23 protein-coding genes, 1 tRNA gene and 1 pseudogene are annotated in these 21894 nt (G+C 62.2%); 11 read left to right on the top strand and 14 right to left on the bottom strand.

The genetic code is table 11. The annotated features are described in order from the left end of the window. Window positions 1-287 precede the first annotated feature (287 nt). The 7 genes from hpf to BUA38_RS37530 form a co-directional block, all read right to left on the bottom strand. A complete protein-coding gene (gene hpf, locus BUA38_RS14000) occupies window positions 288-893 on the bottom strand; it encodes a ribosome hibernation-promoting factor, HPF/YfiA family (RefSeq protein ID WP_072818504.1) in 606 nt (201 codons plus the stop codon). 60 nt (window positions 894-953) lie between these two features. Further along, window positions 954-2591 (bottom strand): RNA polymerase factor sigma-54, encoded by a 1638-nt coding sequence (gene rpoN, locus BUA38_RS13995; protein WP_072818502.1) that lies wholly within the window; start codon window positions 2589-2591, stop codon window positions 954-956. Between the two features lie 134 nt (window positions 2592-2725). Further along, window positions 2726-3712 (bottom strand): LPS export ABC transporter ATP-binding protein, encoded by a 987-nt coding sequence (lptB, locus tag BUA38_RS13990; protein ID WP_072818501.1) that lies wholly within the window; start codon window positions 3710-3712, stop codon window positions 2726-2728. A gap of 214 nt (window positions 3713-3926) precedes the next feature. Continuing rightward, the gene (locus BUA38_RS13985; protein WP_072826113.1) at window positions 3927-4697 is read right to left on the bottom strand and encodes an LptA/OstA family protein; all 771 of its coding nucleotides are present in this window, start codon (window positions 4695-4697) and stop codon (window positions 3927-3929) included. Between the two features lie 4 nt (window positions 4698-4701). After that, window positions 4702-5433 carry an LPS export ABC transporter periplasmic protein LptC gene (gene lptC, locus BUA38_RS13980; protein WP_072818499.1) on the bottom strand — a complete coding sequence of 244 codons (732 nt, stop codon included), beginning with the start codon at window positions 5431-5433 and terminating at the stop codon, window positions 4702-4704. A 252-nt stretch (window positions 5434-5685) separates the two neighbouring features. Continuing rightward, window positions 5686-6312: a ribonuclease D gene (locus BUA38_RS13975; RefSeq protein WP_072818497.1), complete on the bottom strand. Its 627-nt coding sequence runs from the start codon at window positions 6310-6312 to the stop codon at window positions 5686-5688. Window positions 6313-6491: 179 nt separating this feature from the next. Then, window positions 6492-6650 (bottom strand): hypothetical protein, encoded by a 159-nt coding sequence (locus BUA38_RS37530; protein ID WP_172806027.1) that lies wholly within the window; start codon window positions 6648-6650, stop codon window positions 6492-6494. A 170-nt stretch (window positions 6651-6820) separates the two neighbouring features. Here BUA38_RS37530 and BUA38_RS13970 point away from each other — a divergent pair, with 170 nt between their 5' ends. Continuing rightward, window positions 6821-7069, top strand: a complete 249-nt coding sequence (locus tag BUA38_RS13970; RefSeq protein WP_072818495.1) for a hypothetical protein — start codon at window positions 6821-6823, stop codon at window positions 7067-7069. Between the two features lie 175 nt (window positions 7070-7244). After that, entirely contained in the window at window positions 7245-7580 is a 336-nt protein-coding gene (locus BUA38_RS13965) for a hypothetical protein (RefSeq protein WP_072818494.1), read from the top strand. Between the two features lie 67 nt (window positions 7581-7647). On the opposite strand, the gene BUA38_RS13960 is transcribed toward BUA38_RS13965, so the two are convergent. Continuing rightward, window positions 7648-7734, bottom strand: a tRNA-Leu gene (locus tag BUA38_RS13960). 175 nt (window positions 7735-7909) lie between these two features. Between BUA38_RS13960 and BUA38_RS13955 the strand changes: the two genes are divergently transcribed. Continuing rightward, the gene (locus BUA38_RS13955) at window positions 7910-8878 is read left to right on the top strand and encodes a complex I NDUFA9 subunit family protein (RefSeq protein WP_072826112.1); all 969 of its coding nucleotides are present in this window, start codon (window positions 7910-7912) and stop codon (window positions 8876-8878) included. A 4-nt stretch (window positions 8879-8882) separates the two neighbouring features. On the opposite strand, the gene BUA38_RS13950 is transcribed toward BUA38_RS13955, so the two are convergent. Further along, window positions 8883-9689, bottom strand: coding sequence for an undecaprenyl-diphosphate phosphatase (locus tag BUA38_RS13950; RefSeq protein ID WP_072818492.1), 807 nt, complete (start codon window positions 9687-9689; stop codon window positions 8883-8885). Between the two features lie 180 nt (window positions 9690-9869). Between BUA38_RS13950 and BUA38_RS13945 the strand changes: the two genes are divergently transcribed. Beyond that, the gene (locus BUA38_RS13945; protein ID WP_072818490.1) at window positions 9870-10562 is read left to right on the top strand and encodes a glutathione S-transferase family protein; all 693 of its coding nucleotides are present in this window, start codon (window positions 9870-9872) and stop codon (window positions 10560-10562) included. Between the two features lie 54 nt (window positions 10563-10616). Continuing rightward, window positions 10617-11726, top strand: a pseudogene (queG, locus tag BUA38_RS13940) (tRNA epoxyqueuosine(34) reductase QueG); the annotation flags it as partial. On the opposite strand, the gene BUA38_RS13935 reads toward queG, so the two are convergent. Then, window positions 11723-12190 (bottom strand): nuclear transport factor 2 family protein, encoded by a 468-nt coding sequence (locus BUA38_RS13935; RefSeq protein WP_072818486.1) that lies wholly within the window; start codon window positions 12188-12190, stop codon window positions 11723-11725. The pseudogene queG and the gene BUA38_RS13935 sit on opposite strands and share 4 nt — an antisense overlap. 75 nt (window positions 12191-12265) lie before the next feature. Then, window positions 12266-13066, bottom strand: coding sequence for an alpha/beta hydrolase (locus BUA38_RS13930; protein ID WP_072818484.1), 801 nt, complete (start codon window positions 13064-13066; stop codon window positions 12266-12268). 255 nt (window positions 13067-13321) lie between these two features. Here BUA38_RS13930 and infC point away from each other — a divergent pair, with 255 nt between their 5' ends. Then, window positions 13322-13861: a translation initiation factor IF-3 gene (infC, locus tag BUA38_RS13925; RefSeq protein WP_156898956.1), complete on the top strand. Its 540-nt coding sequence runs from the start codon at window positions 13322-13324 to the stop codon at window positions 13859-13861. 179 nt (window positions 13862-14040) lie between these two features. Here infC and BUA38_RS13920 read toward each other — a convergent pair whose 3' ends face one another. Continuing rightward, a complete protein-coding gene (locus tag BUA38_RS13920; RefSeq protein ID WP_072818483.1) occupies window positions 14041-14463 on the bottom strand; it encodes a hypothetical protein in 423 nt (140 codons plus the stop codon). A gap of 274 nt (window positions 14464-14737) precedes the next feature. Between BUA38_RS13920 and rpmI the strand changes: the two genes are divergently transcribed. The 5 genes from rpmI to pheT all read left to right on the top strand — a co-directional run bounded on the left by rpmI (window position 14738) and on the right by pheT (window position 19576). Continuing rightward, window positions 14738-14938: a 50S ribosomal protein L35 gene (gene rpmI / locus BUA38_RS13915; protein ID WP_072818481.1), complete on the top strand. Its 201-nt coding sequence runs from the start codon at window positions 14738-14740 to the stop codon at window positions 14936-14938. A gap of 70 nt (window positions 14939-15008) precedes the next feature. Beyond that, window positions 15009-15368, top strand: coding sequence for a 50S ribosomal protein L20 (rplT, locus tag BUA38_RS13910; protein ID WP_072818479.1), 360 nt, complete (start codon window positions 15009-15011; stop codon window positions 15366-15368). 172 nt (window positions 15369-15540) lie between these two features. Continuing rightward, complete coding sequence (pheS, locus tag BUA38_RS13905; protein ID WP_072818477.1) at window positions 15541-16623, top strand: phenylalanine--tRNA ligase subunit alpha; 1083 nt, start codon at window positions 15541-15543, stop codon at window positions 16621-16623. A 77-nt stretch (window positions 16624-16700) separates the two neighbouring features. Further along, the gene (locus BUA38_RS13900; RefSeq protein WP_338076355.1) at window positions 16701-17174 is read left to right on the top strand and encodes an endonuclease domain-containing protein; all 474 of its coding nucleotides are present in this window, start codon (window positions 16701-16703) and stop codon (window positions 17172-17174) included. Then, on the top strand, window positions 17171-19576 hold the full coding sequence (gene pheT / locus BUA38_RS13895) for a phenylalanine--tRNA ligase subunit beta (protein ID WP_072818475.1): 2406 nt from the start codon (window positions 17171-17173) through the stop codon (window positions 19574-19576). Before BUA38_RS13900 ends, pheT begins: the two co-directional genes overlap by 4 nt. A gap of 140 nt (window positions 19577-19716) precedes the next feature. On the opposite strand, the gene BUA38_RS13890 is transcribed toward pheT, so the two are convergent. Continuing rightward, a complete protein-coding gene (locus tag BUA38_RS13890; RefSeq protein ID WP_072818473.1) occupies window positions 19717-20409 on the bottom strand; it encodes an ATP-binding protein in 693 nt (230 codons plus the stop codon). Next, window positions 20409-21812: a flavin monoamine oxidase family protein gene (locus BUA38_RS13885; RefSeq protein ID WP_072818471.1), complete on the bottom strand. Its 1404-nt coding sequence runs from the start codon at window positions 21810-21812 to the stop codon at window positions 20409-20411. Before BUA38_RS13885 ends, BUA38_RS13890 begins: the two co-directional genes overlap by 1 nt. Window positions 21813-21894 lie beyond the last annotated feature (82 nt).

Here is a 21894-nt window from a genome sequence, read left to right as displayed (position 1 = left end):
TCGTCAGGTTGCGAACAGACTTCGGCGGGCGAATGAGGTGGAGAGGCGGCCGTCCGCCACCCCGGTCCTAGTTGGTGGGGCTTCTACTCCAACGCAAGAGCGGTGCCAACACCTACAGGGTTTCCCCTGTCCCGTATCGTTAAGGGCGCGGAACATAGGGAGGGTCCAGGTGGCCGTCAATGCCGATTTACACCCTTCCCAGCGATAGTTTGGGACCAGGCCGGCATGACGCCTAGCGTGTTGTTTTGACATCATCTTTTCGGCAAGGCCCGGTTCCATCCCGGCCGTCAGTCTGCCGCCTTTACGGCGGGCGGATCGACCCATCCGACATTACCGTCAGCGCGGCGATAGATGACGTTAACCCGGCCGCTCGAGCCGTGGTGAAACACGAGACAGACTGCGCCGGTCAGGTCCAGTTCCATGACCGCTTCCGACACCGAAAGGCGTTTCAGGGACGTCGTCGCCTCGGCGATGATGACAGGATTATAGCCCGGCATCTCGTCGTCGCTCTCAGGTGGCGCCTCGATCACGTAACTCGGCGCATCAAGCGTCAGCGCGTCAATGGCTCGCGCTTGCGACGCCGCATGCGCCTTGCGCGCCGAACGATCCTTCAAGCGGCTTTTGTAGCGGCGCAGCCGCTTCTCGATCATCAACAGCGCCTGATCCGCGCTGGCATAGGCATCGGAGGCGCTGGAATCCGCTTCCAGCGTGATGCCGGAATCCAGATGCAGTGCGCAATCGGTTCGGAAGTCCGAGCCGTCCTTGCTCAGCGTGATGTGGCCGGAGTAATTGCCGTCGAAATATTTGCGCAGCACTTCGTCGGTGCGCTCGCTCACGCGCCCACGCAAGGCGTCGCCGACACTGATGCTTTTTCCAGAGATCCGGAGAGTCATGGGGTGCCTCGATCATTTAGTGCGCGCACCAAGACTATTCCGATTTCAGCAGGACGCAAATCAGGCCGGCTGAGGGTCCTTCGAACGATCGGAGGATGAAGCGGCAGGTGACGACAGGGCATTGCCGAGCATGCTTTGTTTGTCGCGCCGGCGCTGGACCGACGAGGGGATTCGCATCGCCTCGCGGTACTTGGCGACGGTGCGGCGGGCAATATCAATGCCGGTCCCGCGCAATCGTTCCACGATGGTGTCGTCCGAGAGAATAAGCGCGGGGTCTTCGGCGTCGATCAGTTGCTTGATGTGATGCCGCACCGCTTCCGCCGAATGCGCCTCGCCGCCATCCGCCGATGCGATCGAGGCGGTAAAGAAATATTTCAATTCAAAGATGCCGCGATTGGTCGCCATGTATTTGTTGGCGGTGACGCGCGAGACCGTCGATTCGTGCATCTGGATCGCGTCCGCCACCGCCTTCAGGTTGAGCGGCCGAAGATGCGCCACGCCATGGGTGAAGAAGCCATCCTGCTGGCGGACGATTTCGGTCGCGACCTTCAGAATGGTGCGGGCACGCTGATCGAGCGCGCGAACCAGCCACGTCGCATTTTGCAAGCAGTCGCTGAAATAGGATTTGTCGCCGTCTTTCCTGATCGTCTTCGACAGTTCGGAATAGTAGGTCTGGTTGACCAGAACGCGCGGCAACGTCTCGCTGTTGAGTTCGACGTGCCATCCGCCATCGGGACCGGGGCGCACGTAGACGTCCGGTACGACGGTCTGCGTGCGCGCCGCGCCGAACTTCAGGCCCGGCTTCGGGTCGAGCCTGCGAATTTCGCCGATCATATCGGTGATGTCGTCGTCGTCGACGCCGCACAATTTGCGCAAGGCCGCGATATCGCGCTTGGCCAGCAGTTCGAGATTTTCGACAAGCGCCTGCATCGCGGGATCGTAACGGTTAAGATCGCGCAACTGGATCGCCAGACATTCACTCAAGGATCGCGCGCAGACGCCGGGCGGATCGAATTTCTGCAACACCGAAAGCACGGCCTCGACGTCGTCAGGCGAAGCGCCAAGCCGCTCGGCCGCCTGGCCAAGATCGGCCGGCACATAGCCGGCCTCGTCGACGAGGTCGATGAGGTATTGACCGATCATGCGCTGCGCGGGTGCCGAGAAGGCCACCGCCAATTGCTCGGCCAGGTGCCCACCGAGCGTCACTTCGGCCGCCGCAAAGGCTTCGAGATTATAGCTGTCATCGCTGGAAGCGCCGCCGCCCCATTCGGTATAGGTCGTCGGCGCGGCATCCTGCGCGCTGCGGGCAGCCGCTTCGGCGGGTTCTTCCGAAAAAACGTTGTCGAGCGGGGTATCGAGGGTCTGCTCGATCTCGGTCCGGCTGCCGAGATCGCGATTCATCCATTCTTCCTGGGCGGGCTCGAAGCCGTCTGCCCCGGAATCGGTCTGGTCGCCGGAAAACTCCTCGCCAAAACCGCTTTCGGAACCCTCGGCCTGACCGGATGCCTGCTCACCGGCGACCGGGGCCTCCGGGCCGTCGCTTTCGCGCTCCAGCAGCGGATTTCGCTCCAATTCCTCTTCAACGAAGGCCGAAAGGTCGAGATTGGAGAGCTGAAGCAGCTTGATCGCCTGCATCAGCTGCGGCGTCATGACCAGCGACTGTGACTGGCGGAATTCTAATCTCTGCGTCAGCGCCATGTAGGCAAAAACCGATTCCCAAAAAACTTGGTCCGATTCTTGCTTATCCTAGTCGACAGCCGATGTACACGGCTTGACTCCACGGAAAAAAGTCTGAGCGCCACAGCCTGTCCGGCTGGTTAATCCCGCCCCTATTAGAGCCGGAATTCCTCGCCGAGATAAAGCCGGCGCACGTCCGGATCGGCGACAATCTCGTCCGGACTGCCTTCGGTCAGAATCTCACCGGCATAAACGATATAGGCGCGATCGGTGAGGCCGAGCGTTTCGCGAACGTTGTGATCGGTGATCAAGACACCGATGCCGCGATTGGTCAGGTGGCGAACGAGATCCTGAATGTCGCCGACCGCGATCGGGTCGATGCCGGCAAACGGTTCGTCGAGCAGCATGTAGTTCGGACGGGTGGCGAGCGCGCGCGCGATCTCGACGCGCCGCCGCTCACCGCCGGAAAGCGCGATCGACGGCGTCTTTCGCAGCCGCGTGATGTTGAACTCATCGAGCAGGGAATCGAGCTCGGCCTCGCGCTTCTTGCGCGAGGGCTCGACGACTTCGAGCACCGCGCGGATGTTCTGCTCGACGGTGAGACCACGAAAGATCGAGGCTTCCTGCGGCAGGTAGCCGATGCCTAGGCGCGCGCGCTGATACATCGGCAGCTTGGTGACGTCGTGGCCATCGAGTTCGATGGCGCCGCGATCGGCCTTGATCAGCCCGGTGATCATGTAGAACACCGTGGTCTTGCCGGCGCCGTTCGGACCGAGGAGACCAACGGCCTCGCCGCGGCGGACATAGATGCTGACCCCGCGCACGACCTTGCGGGTGCCGAAGCTTTTTTCCACGCTATGCACAGCCAGGTATCCGGCGCGCGGGGCTGCCCGCGGCGCGGCCGCGCCATTGGTTCGGGGCGCAGCCTTCGCAGGCGCCGGCCGCGCGGCAGGTTTTTCAGCGCGGGGCAATTCCAGGGTCGGCGAGGGCGCGGCGCGGGCGAGCGGCGGGGCATCGCGCAGCGGGCTCGACATCATCTCGCCCATGCTGTCGCCAAGCGCCGTGATATCCTCGCGCGAGCGCGCAAAGCCCCTGCCGCGGTTTGCGGGGCGCCGCCGGAACATTCCGAGTAGATCCATCATCCCCGCTTCGTCCGTGCCTTCGAGGGAATTCCGCTCTTGCCGGTCGCGGCGACTGATTCGCCTGCCCAGCATGAATGAACGGACTTCCCTTGCCCAGCGGACCAGGCTTGCGTTTCGTAAAGCGTGCGACCCCGCGGGGTAGATACAGGCTCAGGCGGCCAGCTTCAACCTGCGCCGGACCGCAAATTCCCTAAGGTACTGATGTTGCCTTGGTTTATTTGGGGTGCCCGGGCTGGAGGGTCAGCGGCTGGGGTCCCTGCGTCGCCGGCGACGGCGCACCGGCAGTCGCCGGAGACGTCGGCGCAGTGCCGTTCTGGTTGGAGGGCAAGAACAGGCCCTGGACTCGGCCCGACTCCGACTCGACTCGGGAGACACCCGTCGTCATGTCCACCAGGAGGCGATCGCCGCGCAGCACATTCTTGCCCTGGGTCAGCACAACGGGGCCACCGCCACCCAGCATGGTGATGAGGTTGGTCTTGGTGTCGAACACGGCGGTGTCCCCGGTCACCACCTGATCCTTTTGCGTCACGACCACATTGCCCTTGGCCTCGAGCCGCTTGATCGACGATGCGCCGCCCGGACCCGGCGTCGCCGCTTGCATCGGTGCCGATTGAACCGGCGCAGACTTAGGCCCGGACTTGGTGTTCGCAGCCGAAGCCGGCGTCGCCGGTGCCGCTCCCTGGCCACTCGACTCGTAGAACACGACGAGCGTCTTCGAGGTCATGGTGGTGTCGCCCTGAATCACCTTCACATTGCCGGAAAACGTCGCTTCCTTTTTCTTGTCGCGCATTTCGAGCGAGGCCGCCTCGATCTGAATCGGCTGATCGCGGTTTTGCGAAAAACCCTGCATGGCGTTCGGCACGCCGGTCATCGTGCTTTGCGCGGAGGATTCGCCTGCCAGCAGCATCGCGACGGCAAAGGCCATGCAGGCGGCACGGTAGCTGAAGATTTCCCGGCGCGATGGCTTGAAGTGCAATGGCTTCATCGGATCATTTCGCATTGGAGGATTTGACGACCGGCCGCGCTTTTGCGGGCTTCGGCGGCGGAGCAGGCTCAGGCGCGGCATCGGCGGCCGGCGGCATCTTGTCGATATTCATCACGACATTGCCGTCGAAACGGACGACTTCGCCACCGCCCGTGATCTTCATTCTGTCGGCGGAGATTTTTCCGTCGGCCCATTTGACGTCGACATGCTCGTCGGATGTCACGGTATTCTTGTTCATGTCGACGAAGGCCTGGCTGAGCCACGCTTCATAGCCGGTGGTGGTTTGCAGATAGATGTCCTTGTGCAAATCAAGCAGCGACTGCTTGGTATCCATCAATCCGTTCACTGCCTCGAGCGTCACGGTCGACTGATCTTCCATCAGCACCTTGCCCCGCAGCGTTTTTAGTTCAACATGGTCCGGATCGGTCACGTCCTGGGTAGCCGTTTTGGCCCAGACCTCATACGGCCGCCGGTCCTGCGAATAGCCTGACATATGCGGCGATTCCATCGTGATCTTGGTTCCGGAGACAACGAGGTTGCTCATGTCGATCGGCAACTTCGGCAGCAGCATGCGGAACGGATTGAACACCGACACCAGAATGATGGTCGCGAGCGACAGCGCGACGGCGCCGGGAACGGCGACCCGCAAAATGCGGACCATCCGGCTGTGGCGCGCCGCGACCGCAAAGCGCGCCTCCATGCCGGCCTGATAGGCGGGGTTCTGGACCGAATTCACCAGCGTCCACTTTCCGACGTTCGTTAAGCAGCGATATGTCCGGCTATTTTACCCGGAGATGATCGGGTCGCACAGCCCGCAACTGTCGCACTTCTTTCAGGAGTGTGTCTGAAAAGGGGCGAATCAACCGCCCGCACGATCAAGCAATTGCTTCGATTTGCTCAAGCCAGGCTTCAGCAAACGTCGACCACTCACACTCACATAAGAATCTTCTTATCGAGCTTCTTGATGGCGGACGGCTGTCACGCTCGCTCACGAATGCGCAAAAATGTCCTCGGCTTCCCAGCCTTGCAGATCGAGCTTGGCCCGTGTCGGCAGGAAGGTGAAGCAGGCCTGCGCCAACTCGGTGCGGCCTTCACGCGCCAGCATGACGTCGAGGCGTTCACGCAGGGCATGTAGGTGCAAAACGTCGGAGGCCGCGTAGGCGAGCTGTGCTTCGCTTAAAGCCGGCGCGCCCCAGTCGCTCGATTGCTGCTGTTTCGACAATTCGATGTTGAGCACTTCGCGCACCAGATCCTTCAGGCCGTGCCGATCGGTATAGGTGCGGGAAAGCCGTGAGGCGATCTTGGTGCAATAGACCGGTCCAGGCATCACACCGAAGCTGTGATAGAGCGCAGCGAGATCGAAGCGGGCGAAGTGGAAGATCTTCGTGATCTTGGGATTGGCGAGCAGCGCTTTCAGATTTGGCGCATCCGCCGCGCCACGGCCGTGATCGCGCGGAATCTGGACAACATCGGCGCTGCCGTCGCCATTCGACAACTGCACGACGCAAAGCCGGTCGCGATGCGGATTGAGCCCCATGGTCTCGGTGTCGATCGCCACCGCGTCGGTGTAGCGGCTGAGATCCGGCAGGTCGCCGCGATGCTGGCGTACGGTCATGAATGGAGGGCCTCTGGTCGATTTGAAGCTAGTAGTTCTTTGATTCTAACATTTCGCAAATGTTGGATCGAACTACGAGCCCAACCTAGCGCTCAACCCGGCAAGAGGCGAGCGGGCACGCGCAGCTTTCGTCAGCAAAATGCCGCGAAGCGTTTTGGTCGACGCCGGGCGGAGCGAGATCAGGCGGCCTCGTCGTCCGGCCGCCTCGGCGGCTGAAGCTCGCTGCTGTTGGCCCAGCGATCCAGGTTCTCGATGATCTTCTGGTGGCTCGGACGCAGCGGCTTTGGCGCATTGGGCTCGTCGGAGAGCGCGCGCGGCAGCTTGATTTGGTCGGCCATGGGAAGTCCTCCCTTCGCCATCCTGACTCGCTCCGCGCCCGGAATCAACCTTAAACTATTGAATATGCTATTGTATTTTACTAAAATCACGCATTCTGGGAACCTTTAAAGCCCTAGTGATTTGAGTAAATTACTCAATAGCCTCAATCATCTCAATTCGGGGATTTTCGATGAACGACACACGTGGCGAGCGATTGCAGGTCATGCTCTCCCCGGAAGAACTGGCGGCCCTGGACGATTTTCGATTTAGGCGCCGGATGCCCACGCGGGCGGCGGCCGTGCGCGAGCTGTTGAAGCTCGGGCTGACAGTGGTCGCCAGCGATGGCACGGCCGGCATGAAATCCAGCAGTTATGGCGTCTTCAACCGGGGTCCAGGCGGCCACCGTCAGGGCGAGCCGGAAGGCGATGGTTCGGCATAGTTTGCGGAGCCGCCGCTCGGGCGTGGTTAATGTTTTCTAATTCTTTACATTTTTTGCGGGGCTTTTGAGCCATTCCGCTGACCGGTTGTGTACCGGTTTTGCAGGCTGCAGAAGCGTGGACCTCCGCGGATGGTAAGATGCCTCGTCATCTCGAAACCACGTTGAACACACCGCCATGATCAAGGTCTACGCCCAACCGGCCATCGAACCTCACCGCAAGCGCGGATGGGAGCTTGTCCTGTGGACAGGCAATGCCTTCGACCATTCGACGCCTTTTCGGGAAATGCTGACCGATATCGCCGCGGCGCTGAGCAAGGATGCGCCGACGTCCGTTGAACTGCCGGGCTATGAAGCCATGGAAGACGACGTCGAAGGCGTGCTTCGGTTTGGCGAGGAGTCCGTCGGCATCTATTACGAGCATTCGCTGAGCTATCTCTCCCTGATGAGCGACAGCCCGAAGACGCTGAACAGGATTGCCGACCGGCTTCAGCCGCTGGTGGCGTTGGCTTAAACCTGCCGGCGCAATCGCGCGCTTTGCAGATGCTCCGCCGTCTCCTTGAAGATTTGGCGAGAGTGGATGGTGCCCAGGAAAGGACTCGAACCTTCACGACTGTTAGGTCACTGGCACCTGAAGCCAGCGCGTCTACCAATTCCGCCACCTGGGCATGGGGCGGCTAGTTAAGGTTCGGTCGCGCACTTGTCAAATTGCAGTTGGGCTCTTTGAAATAGGCTGTACAGCCAAAGTGCGATAGCGTATCGCCAAATCGCTCAAATATCGGCTTCTTGCGGCCGAATCGCCCCGAAAAAGTCGACCCCAAAATAAACCTGAAGGCACCGAACATGGCATCGAACCTGGAAACCCTGGTGACGGTCTTTGGCGGGTCCGGCTTTCTGGGCCGCGCCGTGGTGCGGGCGCTGTGCAAACGCGATTATCGCATCCGCGTGGCCGTGCGTCGGCCGGAGCTCGCCGGTCACCTCCAGCCGCTCGGCAAGGTCGGACAGATCCATGCCGTGCAGGCCAACCTGCGCTACCCGGCTTCGGTCGAGGCCGCGATGCGCGACGCCGACGTCGCCATCAACCTCGTCGGCATCCTGGCGCCGTCCGGCGCACAGACCTTTGACGCCGTGCAGGCCGAAGGCGCGGGCACGGTCGCCAAGGCCGCGGCCGCCGCGGGCGCGCGGATGGTCCATATTTCGGCAATCGGCGCCGACGCCAACTCTCCCTCGCACTATGCGCGTTCCAAGGCCGCCGGTGAACAGGCCGTGCTATCGGCGGTTCCCTCCGCCACCATCATGCGGCCGTCGGTCGTGTTCGGCCCGGAGGACGAATTCACGAACCGTTTTGCGGCATTGGCGCGGATGTCACCGGCGCTGCCGCTGATCGGGGGCGGAACGACCAAGATGCAGCCGGTCTATGTCGGCGATGTCGCCACCGCAGTCGCGGATGCCGTCGACGGCAAGGCCAAGGCCGGCGCCACCTACGAGCTCGGCGGCCCGGAAGTGCTTTCCATGCGCGAGATCATGGAAGCGATCCAGGAGATCACCGACCGCGACCGCATGCTGGTGTCGCTGCCGTTCGGATTGGCGAAATTGCAGGCGCTGTTTCTGCAGTTTGCGCCGGGCCCCTTCAAGCTGACCCCCGATCAGGTCGAGCTTCTGCGCAGCGACAACGTGGTGTCGGAGGCCGCGAAGTCCGCCGGCCTCACGCTGGAAGGGTTAGGCATCGTACCGGATTCGCTTGAAGGGGTCGCGCCGCAATATCTCTGGCGTTTCCGTAAAGCGGGCCAGTTCACGCACATGAGCGTCTGAAGCCTTACCGTCCCATCGCCAGCGCGATCAGGCCGAGCGTGCCGACGACGACGCGCCACCACGCAAACAGCGTGAAGCCGTGGCGGGTGACGTAGCCGAGAAACCCCTTCACCACGATGATCGCGACGACGAACGAGACCACAAATCCGATTCCGATGGTGCCGAGATGGTCCGCGGTCATCTCGGCGCGGTTCTTGTAGAAATCATACGCGAACGCGCCGATCATGGTCGGGATCGCCAGGAAGAACGAGAACTCCGCCGCCGCACGCTTGTCGGCGCCAAGCAGCATCGCAGCTACGATGCTCGCACCCGAGCGGGAGACACCGGGAATCATCGCCAGGCACTGCGCGATGCCGATCCACAGGTAAGTCAGCAGCGGGAACTTGGTGGCGTCATGTTCGGTCGGGTTGTGATCGAGCTGATCGACCCAGAGCAGGATCGCGCCGCCCACGATCAACGAAAAGCAGACGACCCACGGATTGAACAGGACTTCCTTGATATATTTGCCGGCGATCAAGCCGATGATCACGGCCGGCAGAAATGCGACCAGGACACCGATGACAAAGCGGCGATCATCGGCATTGGAAAACATGCCGAACGCAACTTTCCATAATTTCGCGAAGTAGATTCCAACGATCGCCAGAATCGCGCCGAGCTGAATCAACACGACGAAGCTGTCCCAGAAGGCGCCCTCGCCAAGTCCAAAGAAGCGCTTCACGAGAAGCATGTGGCCGGTCGATGAAACCGGCAGAAATTCCGTGATGCCCTCGACAATGCCGAGAATTACCGCCCGCAGCGAATCAGACAGCATGATCTAAGTGCCCTCTTTCCAGGATTGGTGATTGATGCGATGGCATCGAATTGGAGCCGTCACGGCCGAAAACGGCCGAAATCTTCTCGCTTATTCGGTTAGATGCCGCAACGGCAAAAAAGGTTGCCTCGGTCGAAACCTTGGTTAGTTTGGCGGCGCAATTAGCAATTTCAGGACTTCATGTTCACGCTGTTTCATCATCCGTTCTGCCCGCACTCACGCTTCGTCCGCCTCGTGCTTGGCGAACTGGGCGTTGAGCTCAATCTGGTGGAAGAGCGGACCTGGGAGCGGCGCGAGGCGTTTCTTGCACTCAACCCTGCCGGCGCGACGCCGGTCCTGATCGCGGAAGGACAACCCGCAATTCCCGGCGCCGGCATCATCGCCGAATATCTCGACGAGACGCTCGGCGCGGAGGCGGCCGACCGGAGGCTTTTGCCGCAAGCCATGGCCGAACGCATCGAAGTGCGGCGGCTGATGGCCTGGTTCAACGAAAAATTCTTCGAGGAAGCTTCGAACCCGCTGGTGACCGAGCGCATCTACAAGCGTTTCATGAGCGAGCAGGAAGGCGGCGGCCCGCCGTCAGCCGACGTGATGCGCGCGGCGAAAGTGAATGTGCGCTATCATCTGGCCTATATCGGCTGGCTGGCGCGAACGCGGAACTATCTCGCCGGTGACCGGATCACCTTCGCGGATCTCGCCGCCGCGGCGCATCTGTCGGCGATCGACTATCTGGGCGACGTGCCATGGAGCGAGGACGACGCAGCCAAGGCCTGGTATGCGCGGGTCAAGTCCCGGCCCTCGTTCCGCCCGCTCTTGAGCGAGTGGCTTGCGGGCGTGCCGGCGTCGCGCACCTATGTCGACCTCGACTTCTGATCTCGATCATTCTTTGCGCGGCAAGCCGTGCGCACTTTCGCCCCCATGCGTGACGATCTCAAACAGGCGCTGATCGAGCAAGCGCGCACGCTCGGCTTTGATTGTGTGGGCGTGACCGATCCCGGCGCCACCGCCAAAGCCGGGCAATATTTTCTCGAATTTCTTAGCACAGGCGGCCATGGCGACATGGATTGGCTCGCGGCCAATCCGCAGCGCCGCAGCGATCCGCGAAATCTGTGGGCGAGCGTGCGCTCGGTGATCATGCTCGGCGTCAATTACGGCCCCGATGAAGATCCGCTTTCGATTTTGCAGCAGCGCAGCCGCGGCGCGATCTCGGTCTACGCACAGGGCGACGACTATCACGACGTGATCAAGAAGCGGCTGAAGGCGCTGGCGCGCTGGCTGGCCGCGACGGCTGTCTGCGAGGTCAAGGTCTTTGTCGATACCGCCGCCGTGATGGAAAAGCCGCTGGCGCAGGCAGCCGGCCTCGGCTGGCAGGGCAAGCATACCAATCTCGTGTCGCGCGAATTCGGCTCCTGGCTTTTTCTCGGTGCGATCTTCACGGATGCCGATCTGCCGCGCGATGAGCCTGACACCGACCACTGCGGCTCATGCCGGAGTTGCCTCGACATCTGTCCGACAGCCGCTTTCCCTGCGCCGTACAAGCTCGATGCGCGGCGCTGCATTTCCTATCTCACGATCGAGAACAAGGGACCGATCCCACACGAATTCCGCAAAGCCATCGGCAATCGGATCTACGGATGCGACGATTGCCTTGCGGTCTGCCCATGGAACAAGTTTGCGCGAGTTGGCCATGAAGCGAAGCTCTCAGCCCGCGCGGCGCTACGTGCGCCCGAGCTCTCGTCGCTGGCGCGGCTCGACGATGCAGCGTTTCGCAGTCTGTTTTCAAAATCGCCGGTCAAGCGCATCGGCCGCGACCGCTTCATCCGCAACGTGCTGATCGCGATCGGTAACTCGAACGACGCCTCACTGGCAAGCGAGGCCGAGCGACTACTCGCCGATGCAAGCCCGATCGTGCGCGGCGCGGCGGTATGGGCACTGTCGCAACTGGCAGGCCGCGATCGTTTTGCGGCACTTGCGTGCAATGCTGCCGCGGAGACTGACGAGGGCGTGCACGCGGAATGGATTGCGGGACGATCCTAAGCGAGGTGCCGCCGCATCTCCGGCCGCGCTTTCAGCGCCGCGCCCTGCCTGGCAAGGATCCTGACGATGCGCTCCGGCGCAAAGTTCATGTCAACGAAGGCCGGCGCGGTGTTGGCGACCTCGTGATAGCTGGCGATCTTGCCATCACGCAGCTTCATCATCGCCACACCCTCGAACATTACGCGCGCGCCTTTTGCCTCAGGCAGCGTCGAGCGGTAGCTGAACGTGTAATGCGCGTAGAGCTGCTCTCCGTCGCTGAGCGGGGAATGCATGTCCCAGCGGAAATCGGTCGCAGTACGATAAAACACCTCATCGATCATCTCGGCTATTTTGGCGCGGCCCTCGAAGGCGCCGTAGAACACGTCGTGATAGACGCCGTCCTCCGAAAACAAATCGGCAAAGGCTTTACCGTTGCGCTGTTCGACGGCGTCGCAAAACGCACGCAGCAGTTCTTGCGTCGTCATGACGTTCCCTCCCCAAAAGCGTTTTCAAGCGAAGTGGGTACCGGTTCGCGTGAAGAAAACGCGTCAAACAAAAAACTAGAACTCCGCCACGGCTGCGAGAATCCGCGCAATGTCCTGCGGCCGCGACAGGCGATGATCACCGTCCTGGATCATGGTCAGCACCACATCTTCGGCCGGCAAGCGGTGGGTCAGCGCGAAGGCGTGTTTCCATGGCACGTCGGGGTCCTGCGCGCCTTGCAGGATATGCACGGGACAGCCGACCTCGATCGAGCCGCCGAGCAGGAGGTGCTTGCGGCCCTCCTCGATCAGATTGCGGGTGATCGGATAGGGATCGCCATATTCGGACGGACGCAGCCACACGCCTGACGTTTCGATCTGGTGGCGGATTTCCGGCGAAAACCCCTTCCACATCAGTTCCTCGGTAAAATCCGGCGCCGGCGCGATCAGCACCAGCCCCTTGAGCGAGGCGCGCGTGGGCTGACTTCCGGATTCCTTGCGCCTGGCAAGCTCCCGCGCCAGCAGCAGCGCCATCCAGCCGCCCATCGAGGAACCGATCACCACCTGCGGTCCGGCGCAAAATCGCTCGAATACCGCAACACTCTCTTCCAGCCACTGGCCGATGGTGCCATCGACGAAATCACCGCCGGATTCGCCATGACCGGAATAATCGAACCGGACACAGGCGCGTTTGCGCTCGGCCGCCCATGCGTCCAGCGCCACGGCCTTGGTGCCCTGCATGTCCGACTTGAAGCCGCCGAGCCAGAAAAGTCCGGGCTGGGCCCCTTCCCGGACGCGGACCGCGATGCGACGAATTGCATCGGTCTGGCCGACTTCGATCAAACGGGGAGTTTCCGGGCTCGTTTCGGGGCTGGTCATGGGATCGTCACTCCGAACGTCTCTGTGCGCGAGCGGTCAAGTCACGTCAACCAGATGCCGGGACCAAATGCGACCTTGTGCGTTATGGTGCTTGCGGAAGGTTTGGCTTCGTCCTATCTCGCCGGTCGAAACATCTCGCGTGGCCCAAAAGCCTCGCATTTGATGCTTTTTGGCGGCCAAAGGGCAAGTTTGCTTGCCCGCAACGCCTTATTCCTTCAAACTACGACCTTCGCTCACAATTTTGGAGAACCACCCATTCGCCGTCCCAATAGAGCCCCGCCCGCAGTTGCCAAAGACGGGCCGCGCACCAATGATGAGATCCGCAACGCAACGGTTCAGCTAATCGACCAGAACGGCACGAACCAGGGCACGGTCGAGACGATCGCCGCCATCAAAATGGCGATCGATGCCGGAATGGATCTCGTTGAGATTTCGCCGAACGTCAGTCCTCCCGTCTGCAAGATCATGGACTACGGGAAGTACAAGTACTCGGCGCAGAAGAAAGCGGCTGAAGCCCGCAAGAAACAGAAGACCGTCGAAATCAAGGAGATCAAGCTCCGGCCGATGATCGACGATCACGACTACGACGTGAAAATGCGCGCCATGCAGCGCTTCTTCGAGGAAGGCGACAAGGTCAAGATCACCTTGCGCTACCGCGGCCGTGAAATGGCGCACCAGGAAATCGGCACCAAGCTTCTCGACAAGATCAAGACCGACGTCGCAGAGTTTGCCAAGGTCGAGCAGGACGCTCGATTTGAAGGCCGCCAGGTCGTCATGGTTCTGGCGCCGCGCTGATTGACCCCTCAATGGTCGTCCCCGCCTTGTGCGCAATTGCGCACTGGCGCGGGCACCCATAACCACCGACGGTTGGCACGGCCGCAATCTCGTCATTGCGAGCGATAGCGAAGCAATCCAGCGATTGCTTCGTCGCTTTCGCTCTTCGCAATGACGGCGCCGGGGACGCGACGACGATGCTAGGTTCTGGTCGCCACCCAGGTGCCGCTGCACTTGTCGCCGGTGATGACGCCGCTCCAGCGGCCGGCGCCGGAATTGCCGGCCAGCCGACCTGTGCCGCTCGCATGCGACATACCGACCGAGATATTGACGGCCAAGGTCCCGTTGGGGCGCACGCCGCCCGTCACCTTGCCGCCGCCGGCCGATGAAACCTGGGTACCGGATACGGCAAAGGGCGCGCTGTTGGTCGAAGAGCAATTGCCGGCCCTGGTGGTGAAGGTCACGTTCCAGTTGCCGTCATAGGCGCCCGGCCGGGGGCCGGCCGATGCCGGGCTCGCGGTCGCGGCGGCAAAAGCTGTTATCGCGAGGGCAAAAGCGCCCCGTGCGAAGCCGCTCCGTTTGAAATTCGAAAAAGAGGTAATCGATTGGGCTGAAATGCTCATTTTGTCCTGCCCTGCGGCTGATGTTGGCGGTGCCAATGTCGGCATCCTGACATCAGTCGGCGAAGCTGATTTGGCGGTTCATCGTTGCCAAAATGAAGTTGTTCTGCCATAAGCGCGACCTTCATCGCCCGGCTGAATAGGGCTGCCGTGGCGATGACCGTGCGGGTTTTGTCGGTTGACGTAAAAACCTGAGCACTTTCAACGCTCTAACGAGCATTTTAGCCGCAAGGACGCCGTTTTCGGCGGGTTTTTCTGCGGCAATTAGGAGAGCCAAATGCCCAAGCTGAAGACCAAGTCGGGCGCTAAAAAGCGCTTCAAGGTGACTGCCACAGGCAAAGTCCTGCACGCCCAGCGCGGCAAGCGCCATGGCATGATCAAGCGGACGAAGAAGCAGATCAGGCAGCTGCGCGGCACGCGCGTGCTGTTCAAGACCGACGGCGACAACGTCAAGAAGTACTTCCTGCCGAACGCCTGATCGCGCCTAACGCCACGCCGTTCGCGCGGCGATCCGTCACCCATTTTTCCGAATTTCAAGGAGCTCCGTCATGGCTCGCGTCAAACGCGGTGTGACCGCCCACGCCAAGCACAAGAAAGTCTACAAGGCCGCCAAGGGTTATCGCGGCCGCCGCAAGAATACGATTCGCGCCGCCAAGCCCGCAGTCGAAAAGGCCGGCCAGTACGCCTTCCGCGATCGCAAGCGCAAGAAGCGCACCTTCCGCGCGCTGTGGATTCAGCGTCTCAACGCCGCCGTCCGCCCGTTTGGCATGACCTACAGCGTGTTTATCAACGGCCTGTCAAAGTCCGGCATTATGGTTGACCGCAAGGTGCTCTCCGATCTCGCGATCAACGAGCCCGCCGCGTTCCAGGCGATCGCAGAAAAGGCCAAGGCAGCGCTCGCGGCCTGAGGCGTCAGCGCATATTCGCTGCGGTAGCTTGCAATCCCGCTGTCATGCCCCGCGCAGGCGGGGCATCCAGTAACCTCCGACATCAGTATCGGTGATTACTGGATCATCCGCTTTCGCGGATGATGACGGCGTAAATGGACTGCGAGCGCTTTCTCTTGGGGTGTTCGTCGCCATGTCCGACCTCGTCACGCTCGAACAGCAAATTCTGACAGAAATCGCCGCTTCGTCTGACGAAGCCGCGCTCGAGGCCGTGCGTGTCGCGGCCCTCGGCAAAAAAGGCTCGATCTCGGCCCTGCTCGCGACGCTCGGCAAGATGTCGCCCGACGAGCGCAAGACTGAAGGCGCCAAGATCAATCTCGCCAAGGACAAGGTCACGGAAGCGCTCACCGCGCGGCGCGAGGTCCTGAAATCGGCCGCGCTTGACGCGCGGCTGGCGTCCGAGACCGTCGACGTCACGCTTCCCTTGCGCGAGGCGCCGACGGAAGCGGGCCGAATCCACCCCTTGAGCCAGGTCTGGGACGAGCTGACAGCGATCTTCGCCGACATGGGCTTTTCCGTCGCCGAAGGACCGGACATCGAGACCGACGATTACAACTTCACCAAACTGAATTTCCCGGAAGGCCATCCGGCGCGCGAAATGCACGACACGTTCTTCTTCAACCCGAAGGAAGACGGCTCGCGCATGCTGCTGCGGACCCACACCTCGCCGGTGCAGGTGCGCACGATGCTGTCGCAAAAACCGCCGATCCGCGTGATCTGCCCGGGGCGCACCTATCGCATCGATTCCGATGCGACCCATACGCCGCAATTCCACCAGGTCGAAGGCCTCGTCATCGACAAGCACTCGCACCTCGGCCATCTCAAATGGATCCTGCACGAATTCTGCAAGGCTTTCTTCGAGGTCGACCACATCAACATGCGCTTCCGGCCGTCGTTCTTTCCGTTCACGGAGCCGTCGCTCGAAGTCGATATTCAGTGCCGGCGCGGCAACGGCGAAATTCGCTTCGGTGAAGGCGAGGATTGGCTCGAGATTCTCGGTTGCGGCATGGTGCATCCGAACGTGCTGCGCGCCTGCGGCATCGACCCCGATGTGTATCAGGGCTTTGCCTGGGGCATGGGCATCGACCGCATCGCGATGCTGAAATACGGCATGAGCGATCTGCGGCAATTGTTCGAGAGCGACGTGCGCTGGCTCGCCCATTACGGCTTCAAGCCGCTCGACATCCCGACACTGGCGGGAGGGCTGAGCACGTGAGAGTGATTGCCAACAGTCCTCCCGCACGAAAGGTGAGGCTCCCTCTCCCGCTTGCGGGGGAGGGTTGGGGTGGGGGCATGCCGATGGTTGATCGCAAGAGTCCTGGCTGGAACGTCTCGCACAAGCTTCGCGCCAATGCTCGCGCACTTCGAAGGAATTCTACGGACGCTGAAAGAATCCTCTGGTCTGAATTACGTGGTCACCGGCTAGGCGGAGCCGGCTTCCGCAGGCAAGTCCCGATAGACACTTACGTTGCCGATTTTATGTGCCATGCCGCCAAACTTGTTATTGAGCTTGACGGTGGTCAGCATTTTTCCTCCCGTGGAGAAAAGGCTGATGTGAGACGGACAGCGACTATCGAAGCCAAAGGCTTTCAGGTTCTTCGCTTTAGCAACCTTGACGTAATGACAAATCGCACCGGTGTTCTCGAAACAATTGCTTCTGCCGTTGAAGAAAGAGCCCCCACCCTAACCCTCCCCCGCAAGCGGGGGAGGGGAAAGTCCCCCCACAAGGGGGGAGGGAGCAGTAACACCGGAGGCCGACAGCCATGAAGTTCACTCTCTCCTGGCTGAAAGAACATCTCGACACCGACGAGACGGTGGAGAAGCTCGCCGAGAAGCTCACCATGATCGGGCTCGAGGTCGAAAGCCTCGAAGACAAGGCCAAACAACTCGCGCCCTTCACCATTGCGCGCGTGATCTCGGCCGAACAGCATCCGAACGCGGATCGCCTGCGGGTCTGCATGGTCGATACCGGTAACGGTGCGGCGCCGGTGCAGGTCGTCTGCGGCGCCCCGAATGCGCGCGCCGGCCTCATCAGCGTGTTCTCACCGCCCGGCACTTACATTCCGGGCAAGGACATCACGCTTGGCGTCGGCACTATCAGAGGCGTCGAGAGCCGCGGCATGCTGTGTTCGGCAGCCGAACTGAAGATCTCCGAAGACCACGACGGCATCATGGAATTGCCGGCCGACGCGCCGATCGGCACGCCTTACGCCGGGTGGGCGGGGCTTGGCGATGCCGTGTTCGAGATCAACCTGACGCCGAACCGGCAGGATTGCACCGGCGTCCACGGCATCGCGCGCGATCTTGCCGCCGCCGACATGGGCAAGTTCAAGGACCCGGCGATCCGCGCCATCAAGGGTGAATTCCCCTGCCCCGTGAAAGTGAAGGTCGAAGACCAGGGCCTCTGTCCGGGCTTCGCGCTACGGCTGGTGCGCGGTGTCAAGAACGGACCATCGCCGGAATGGCTGCAAAAGCGGCTGACCTCGATCGGGCTTCGGCCGATCAATGCGCTGGTCGATATCACCAACTTCATGACTTATGACCGCGCGCGGCCGCTGCACGTGTTCGATGCGGCCAAGGTGAGGGGCGATCTCGTGGTGCGGCGCGGACGCGACGGCGAAACGCTGCTGGCGCTCGACGGCCGCACCTATACGCTCGACAACTCGATGTGCGTGATTGCCGATGAGCACGGCGTCGAATCGCTCGCCGGCATCATGGGCGGCGAGGCCTCCGGCTGCTCGGAGACAACCACCGATGTGCTGATCGAATCAGCGCTGTGGAACGAGATCAACATCGCGCAAACCGGCCGCAAGCTCGGCATCAATTCGGACGCCCGCTATCGTTTCGAGCGTGGCGTCGATCCGGCCTTCATGGTGCCGGGGCTGGAGATGGCCACGAAGCTGGTGATGGAAATCTGCGGCGGCGCTCCATCCGAAAACATCGTGGTCGGCAACGCCTTCGGCGACGACCGCATCATCGATTTCCCGATTGCCGAGGTGAAGCGTCTCGCCGGCATCGACGTGGCGTTCCCGGAAATCAAGCGCATCCTCGCCCACCTTGGTTTCATGGTGGCTGGCAGCGGCGCGATGGTGAAGGTCGCGGTTCCCTCCTGGCGATCGGACGTGCACGGCAAGGCCGATATCGTCGAGGAAATCGTGCGCATCGTCGGCGTCGATCACGTGCCGATGACGCCGTTCGAGCGCGGCGATGCGCCGCGCAAGCCCGTGCTCAAGCCGATGCAACTGCGCACGCGGCGCGCCAAGCGCGCGCTCGCCGCGCGCGGCATGGTCGAGGCCGTGACGTGGTCGTTCATCTCCAGGCCACAGGCCGAATCGTTTGGTGGCGGCAAGGCGGAGCTTTCGCTCGCCAATCCGATCGCTTCTGATCTGTCCGACATGCGGCCGAGCCTGCTGCCGGGACTGATTGCGGCAGCGCAGGCCAACTCCGATCGCGGCTTTTCTGATGTGGCGCTGTTCGAGGTCGGTCAGGTCTTCAAGGGCGACCAACCGGAAGACCAGTTCACGGCCTCAGCCGGCGTACGTCACGGATTCTCTTCCTCGGCCGGACTCGGACGCAACTGGTCCGGCTCGGCCACAGCGAGCCTGTTCGACGCCAAGGCCGATGCGTTCGCCGTGCTGTCAGCCGCGGGCGCGCCGGTCTCGGCCTTGCAGGTGGTGCCGGGTGGAGCGTCATGGCTGCACCCCGGCCGCTCCGGCACCATCCAGATCGGCCCGCAAAACGTGCTTGGCCATTTCGGTGAGTTACACCCGCGCGTGCTGGAGAAGCTCGGCGCCGACGGCCCGATTGTCGCCTTTGAGGTCATCCTCGACCGCATTCCCGAGGCCAAGCAGCGGCCGACCCGCGCCAAGCCGGCGATCGAACTCTCGGCGTTCCAGCCGGTGTCGCGCGATTTCGCCTTCATCGTCGATCGCGCCGTGAAAGCCGGCGATATCCTGCGCGCGGCCTCGAGCGTCGACAAGAAGCTGATCACGGGCGTGACGGTATTCGACGTCTATGAAGGCAAGGGCATCGACGAGGCCAAGAAGTCGGTCGCGATTGCCGTCACCATTCAGCCGCGCGAAAAGACCATGACCGATCAGGAAATCGAGGCAGTCGCGGCCAAGATCGTGGCGGAAGTCAGCAAGAAGACCGGCGGCGTGCTGCGGTAAGGTTTTTGGTCATTCCGGGGCGCGCGCAGCGCGAACCCGGAATCCATCTATCGATACGGCAAGTTGCGAAATGGATTCCGGGTTCGCTCGATTCTCTCGCGCCCCGGAATGACAGCCTCGGGACGATCTGCGCTACCGTCTTACTTCATCACTAAATCGCAATAGGCATAGCCGTCGCGTTCGACGCGCTCGCCAGGTTTCACGGCAAGCGGGCGCGAGAACATCGGCCCCGCCACGACGCAGGTGTGAAACTCGCCGTTCTCGCCGCAGGGGTCGACGCCATCAGGCAAATCGGCGAGAAGTTTCTCGTCGAAAGCTCGCCCGGCGAATTCCGCCGGCAATTTTTTCAGGTCGACGGTGGCAAGATAAGCTTTGAGCCCGCTTTCGATCATCGAGCGCGCCAGCGCGCGCGTCGGCTTCTCCCACAACGGAAATACCGGCGTGATGCCCGTGCCCGCGAGTTTCTGTTCGCGATAAGCGCGGATGTCGGCGAGGTAGAGATCGCCGAAGATCATGTGGGTGATGCCGTCTTTCACGGCACGTGCGACCGCTTCGCCCATGCGCGCTTCGTAGATGTCGTTCGGGCAAGGGTAGGGAATCGGCACGATGCGCGGCGGCAGACCTGCGGCCTCAAGCTGCGCCCGCAGAATCTCTTCCCGCACGCCGTGAATGGAGACGCGGCCGAACGTCTCGGTAACGGTGGTCACCGCGCCGACGACGTCGAATTCGCCGGCCTGCCTGACTTCGTGAAGCGAGAATGCGCTGTCCTTGCCGCTCGACCAGGAGATCAGCGCCTTGATCCGCGCCTTGGGCCGCGATGTCGTCTGCGTCATCAGTTGAACGATGCCCCGCGCGCCCGGCGGCGCTGGCCGGGCCGCTCGGGCGCTGCGATGGAATCGTTGAGCGCACCGATCTTTTTCAGCGCGGCTTCAGCGGCGCGCTCACCGCTCTCCCAGGCGCCATCGACCGTACCCCACAGGGTTTCGTGGCTGGCTTCACCCGCGAGGAAGAGATTGCCGAGCGGCTCGGTGAGGATTTTTCGTGAGCCTTGGCTGCCTGGCGCGGCTACCGACATCGCACCGAGCGTCAACGGCGAAGCATTCCAGCGCGTCATGCTCGATTGCTTCACCGAAGCCGCGAGATTGCTGCCGAACAGCCCGTTCAGCCACTCGATCGCAAACGACACCATCGCCTTCTCGCCCTGGCTGGTGAGATCGCGGCCGAACGAGCCGCCGATATCGATCAAACACAGCGACGAGCCTGCGACGTTGGCCGACAGCAACGCCGTGCGGGTCGATTTGCTCTGTTCGATGACCGCCTCGTCGCGCCCGAGACCGAGCGGGTTGCCGGGCAGTTGTAGGGCGATCCGGTCGTAGCTGCCGAGCGACAGCTTCGATGCGGCCTCGATCTGACGCTTCGGCAGTTCGGGCGTGAACCTGATGTTGCCGGCCGCCAGCACATTGCTCGAAACCGTGACGATCGCCGCGCGCGCCGCGATCCGCCCCGCCGGCGTTTCGACCGCGACCTCGCGGTTGTTCCAGACGATCTGGTTTGCCGGCGTCGACAGCGCCGTCGGCACCTGCTCGCCGAGCTTGGCGACCAGCGCGCCGACGCCTTGGCGGCAGCCGATCGCGGCATTGCGGTCCTGCGCCCGCGTCTTGTCCATCACAGAAACATCGCGCAGGTCCTTGCCGGTGCCGTTGGCGCCGAGCACGAATTCCGCCGTGCCCGCCCAGTCACCGAGTTCTTTCGGCAGCACCGAAGCGCAGGCCACGTCGGGCTTGCCGCCGCGCGAGGCTTCGTCGATGGCGCGGTTGGTGCGAACCAGCGCGGCCAGAAATTCCTCGGTCTCGCCGGGGCGCGCGTAACGTTGTCCGATGCGGATTCTCTGGCCCAAAGGCGCCGCCGAGATATCGAGCCCGGCACTGCGCGCCAGTTTCACCATCGGATTGGTCTCGGGATTGTGCAGCCATCGCGCACCACGGTCGAACGGCACGTCAAAGCCGGTAGCGTCGGTCCAGCAGCGGCCCCCCAGGCGGCTGTCGGCTTCCACCACGATCACCTTGCGATTGGCCGCCTGAATTCGCCGCGCCGCAGCGACGCCGGCTGCGCCCGCGCCGATCACGACAATGTCAGCCTCGCGCGGCAGCGGGGCTGCGAAGGCGCGGCGGCCGGCGAGTGGCGCCATCGCCATGGCAGCCGATGCCGCAAGAAGCTCGCGTCGCGTCATCGCCATATCGCAGGGTCCGAAATTCTTGAAAAGAGAGTCAACAACTAGTGATCCGATTCCAACATTCGCATCCCCTCTCAGCAGGCAC

The organism is Bradyrhizobium erythrophlei (assembly GCF_900142985.1).
In the GTDB taxonomy this organism is placed as follows: Bacteria; Pseudomonadota; Alphaproteobacteria; order Rhizobiales; family Xanthobacteraceae; genus Bradyrhizobium; species Bradyrhizobium erythrophlei_B.
The sequence above is the reverse complement of the archived record's forward strand: the minus strand, read 5'-3'. Positions and strand labels throughout refer to the sequence as shown.

Coding starts and splice junctions, on each gene's coding strand:
- rpmI (WP_072818481.1), top strand. CDS start 14,738: ATGCCCAAGCTGAAGACCAAGTCGGGCGCTAAAAAGCGCTTCAAGGTG.
- BUA38_RS13950 (WP_072818492.1), bottom strand. CDS start 9,689: ATGCTGTCTGATTCGCTGCGGGCGGTAATTCTCGGCATTGTCGAGGGC.
- rplT (WP_072818479.1), top strand. CDS start 15,009: ATGGCTCGCGTCAAACGCGGTGTGACCGCCCACGCCAAGCACAAGAAA.
- BUA38_RS13900 (WP_338076355.1), top strand. CDS start 16,701: ATGCCGATGGTTGATCGCAAGAGTCCTGGCTGGAACGTCTCGCACAAG.
- BUA38_RS13965 (WP_072818494.1), top strand. CDS start 7,245: ATGATCAAGGTCTACGCCCAACCGGCCATCGAACCTCACCGCAAGCGC.
- BUA38_RS13930 (WP_072818484.1), bottom strand. CDS start 13,066: ATGACCAGCCCCGAAACGAGCCCGGAAACTCCCCGTTTGATCGAAGTC.
- BUA38_RS13975 (WP_072818497.1), bottom strand. CDS start 6,312: ATGACCGTACGCCAGCATCGCGGCGACCTGCCGGATCTCAGCCGCTAC.
- BUA38_RS13955 (WP_072826112.1), top strand. CDS start 7,910: ATGGCATCGAACCTGGAAACCCTGGTGACGGTCTTTGGCGGGTCCGGC.
- BUA38_RS13985 (WP_072826113.1), bottom strand. CDS start 4,697: ATGAAGCCATTGCACTTCAAGCCATCGCGCCGGGAAATCTTCAGCTAC.
- hpf (WP_072818504.1), bottom strand. CDS start 893: ATGACTCTCCGGATCTCTGGAAAAAGCATCAGTGTCGGCGACGCCTTG.
- rpoN (WP_072818502.1), bottom strand. CDS start 2,591: ATGGCGCTGACGCAGAGATTAGAATTCCGCCAGTCACAGTCGCTGGTC.
- pheT (WP_072818475.1), top strand. CDS start 17,171: ATGAAGTTCACTCTCTCCTGGCTGAAAGAACATCTCGACACCGACGAG.
- BUA38_RS37530 (WP_172806027.1), bottom strand. CDS start 6,650: ATGGCCGACCAAATCAAGCTGCCGCGCGCGCTCTCCGACGAGCCCAAT.
- BUA38_RS13935 (WP_072818486.1), bottom strand. CDS start 12,190: ATGACGACGCAAGAACTGCTGCGTGCGTTTTGCGACGCCGTCGAACAG.
- BUA38_RS13970 (WP_072818495.1), top strand. CDS start 6,821: ATGAACGACACACGTGGCGAGCGATTGCAGGTCATGCTCTCCCCGGAA.
- BUA38_RS13920 (WP_072818483.1), bottom strand. CDS start 14,463: ATGAGCATTTCAGCCCAATCGATTACCTCTTTTTCGAATTTCAAACGG.
- BUA38_RS13890 (WP_072818473.1), bottom strand. CDS start 20,409: ATGACGCAGACGACATCGCGGCCCAAGGCGCGGATCAAGGCGCTGATC.
- pheS (WP_072818477.1), top strand. CDS start 15,541: ATGTCCGACCTCGTCACGCTCGAACAGCAAATTCTGACAGAAATCGCC.
- BUA38_RS13885 (WP_072818471.1), bottom strand. CDS start 21,812: ATGGCGATGACGCGACGCGAGCTTCTTGCGGCATCGGCTGCCATGGCG.
- BUA38_RS13945 (WP_072818490.1), top strand. CDS start 9,870: ATGTTCACGCTGTTTCATCATCCGTTCTGCCCGCACTCACGCTTCGTC.
- lptB (WP_072818501.1), bottom strand. CDS start 3,712: ATGATGGATCTACTCGGAATGTTCCGGCGGCGCCCCGCAAACCGCGGC.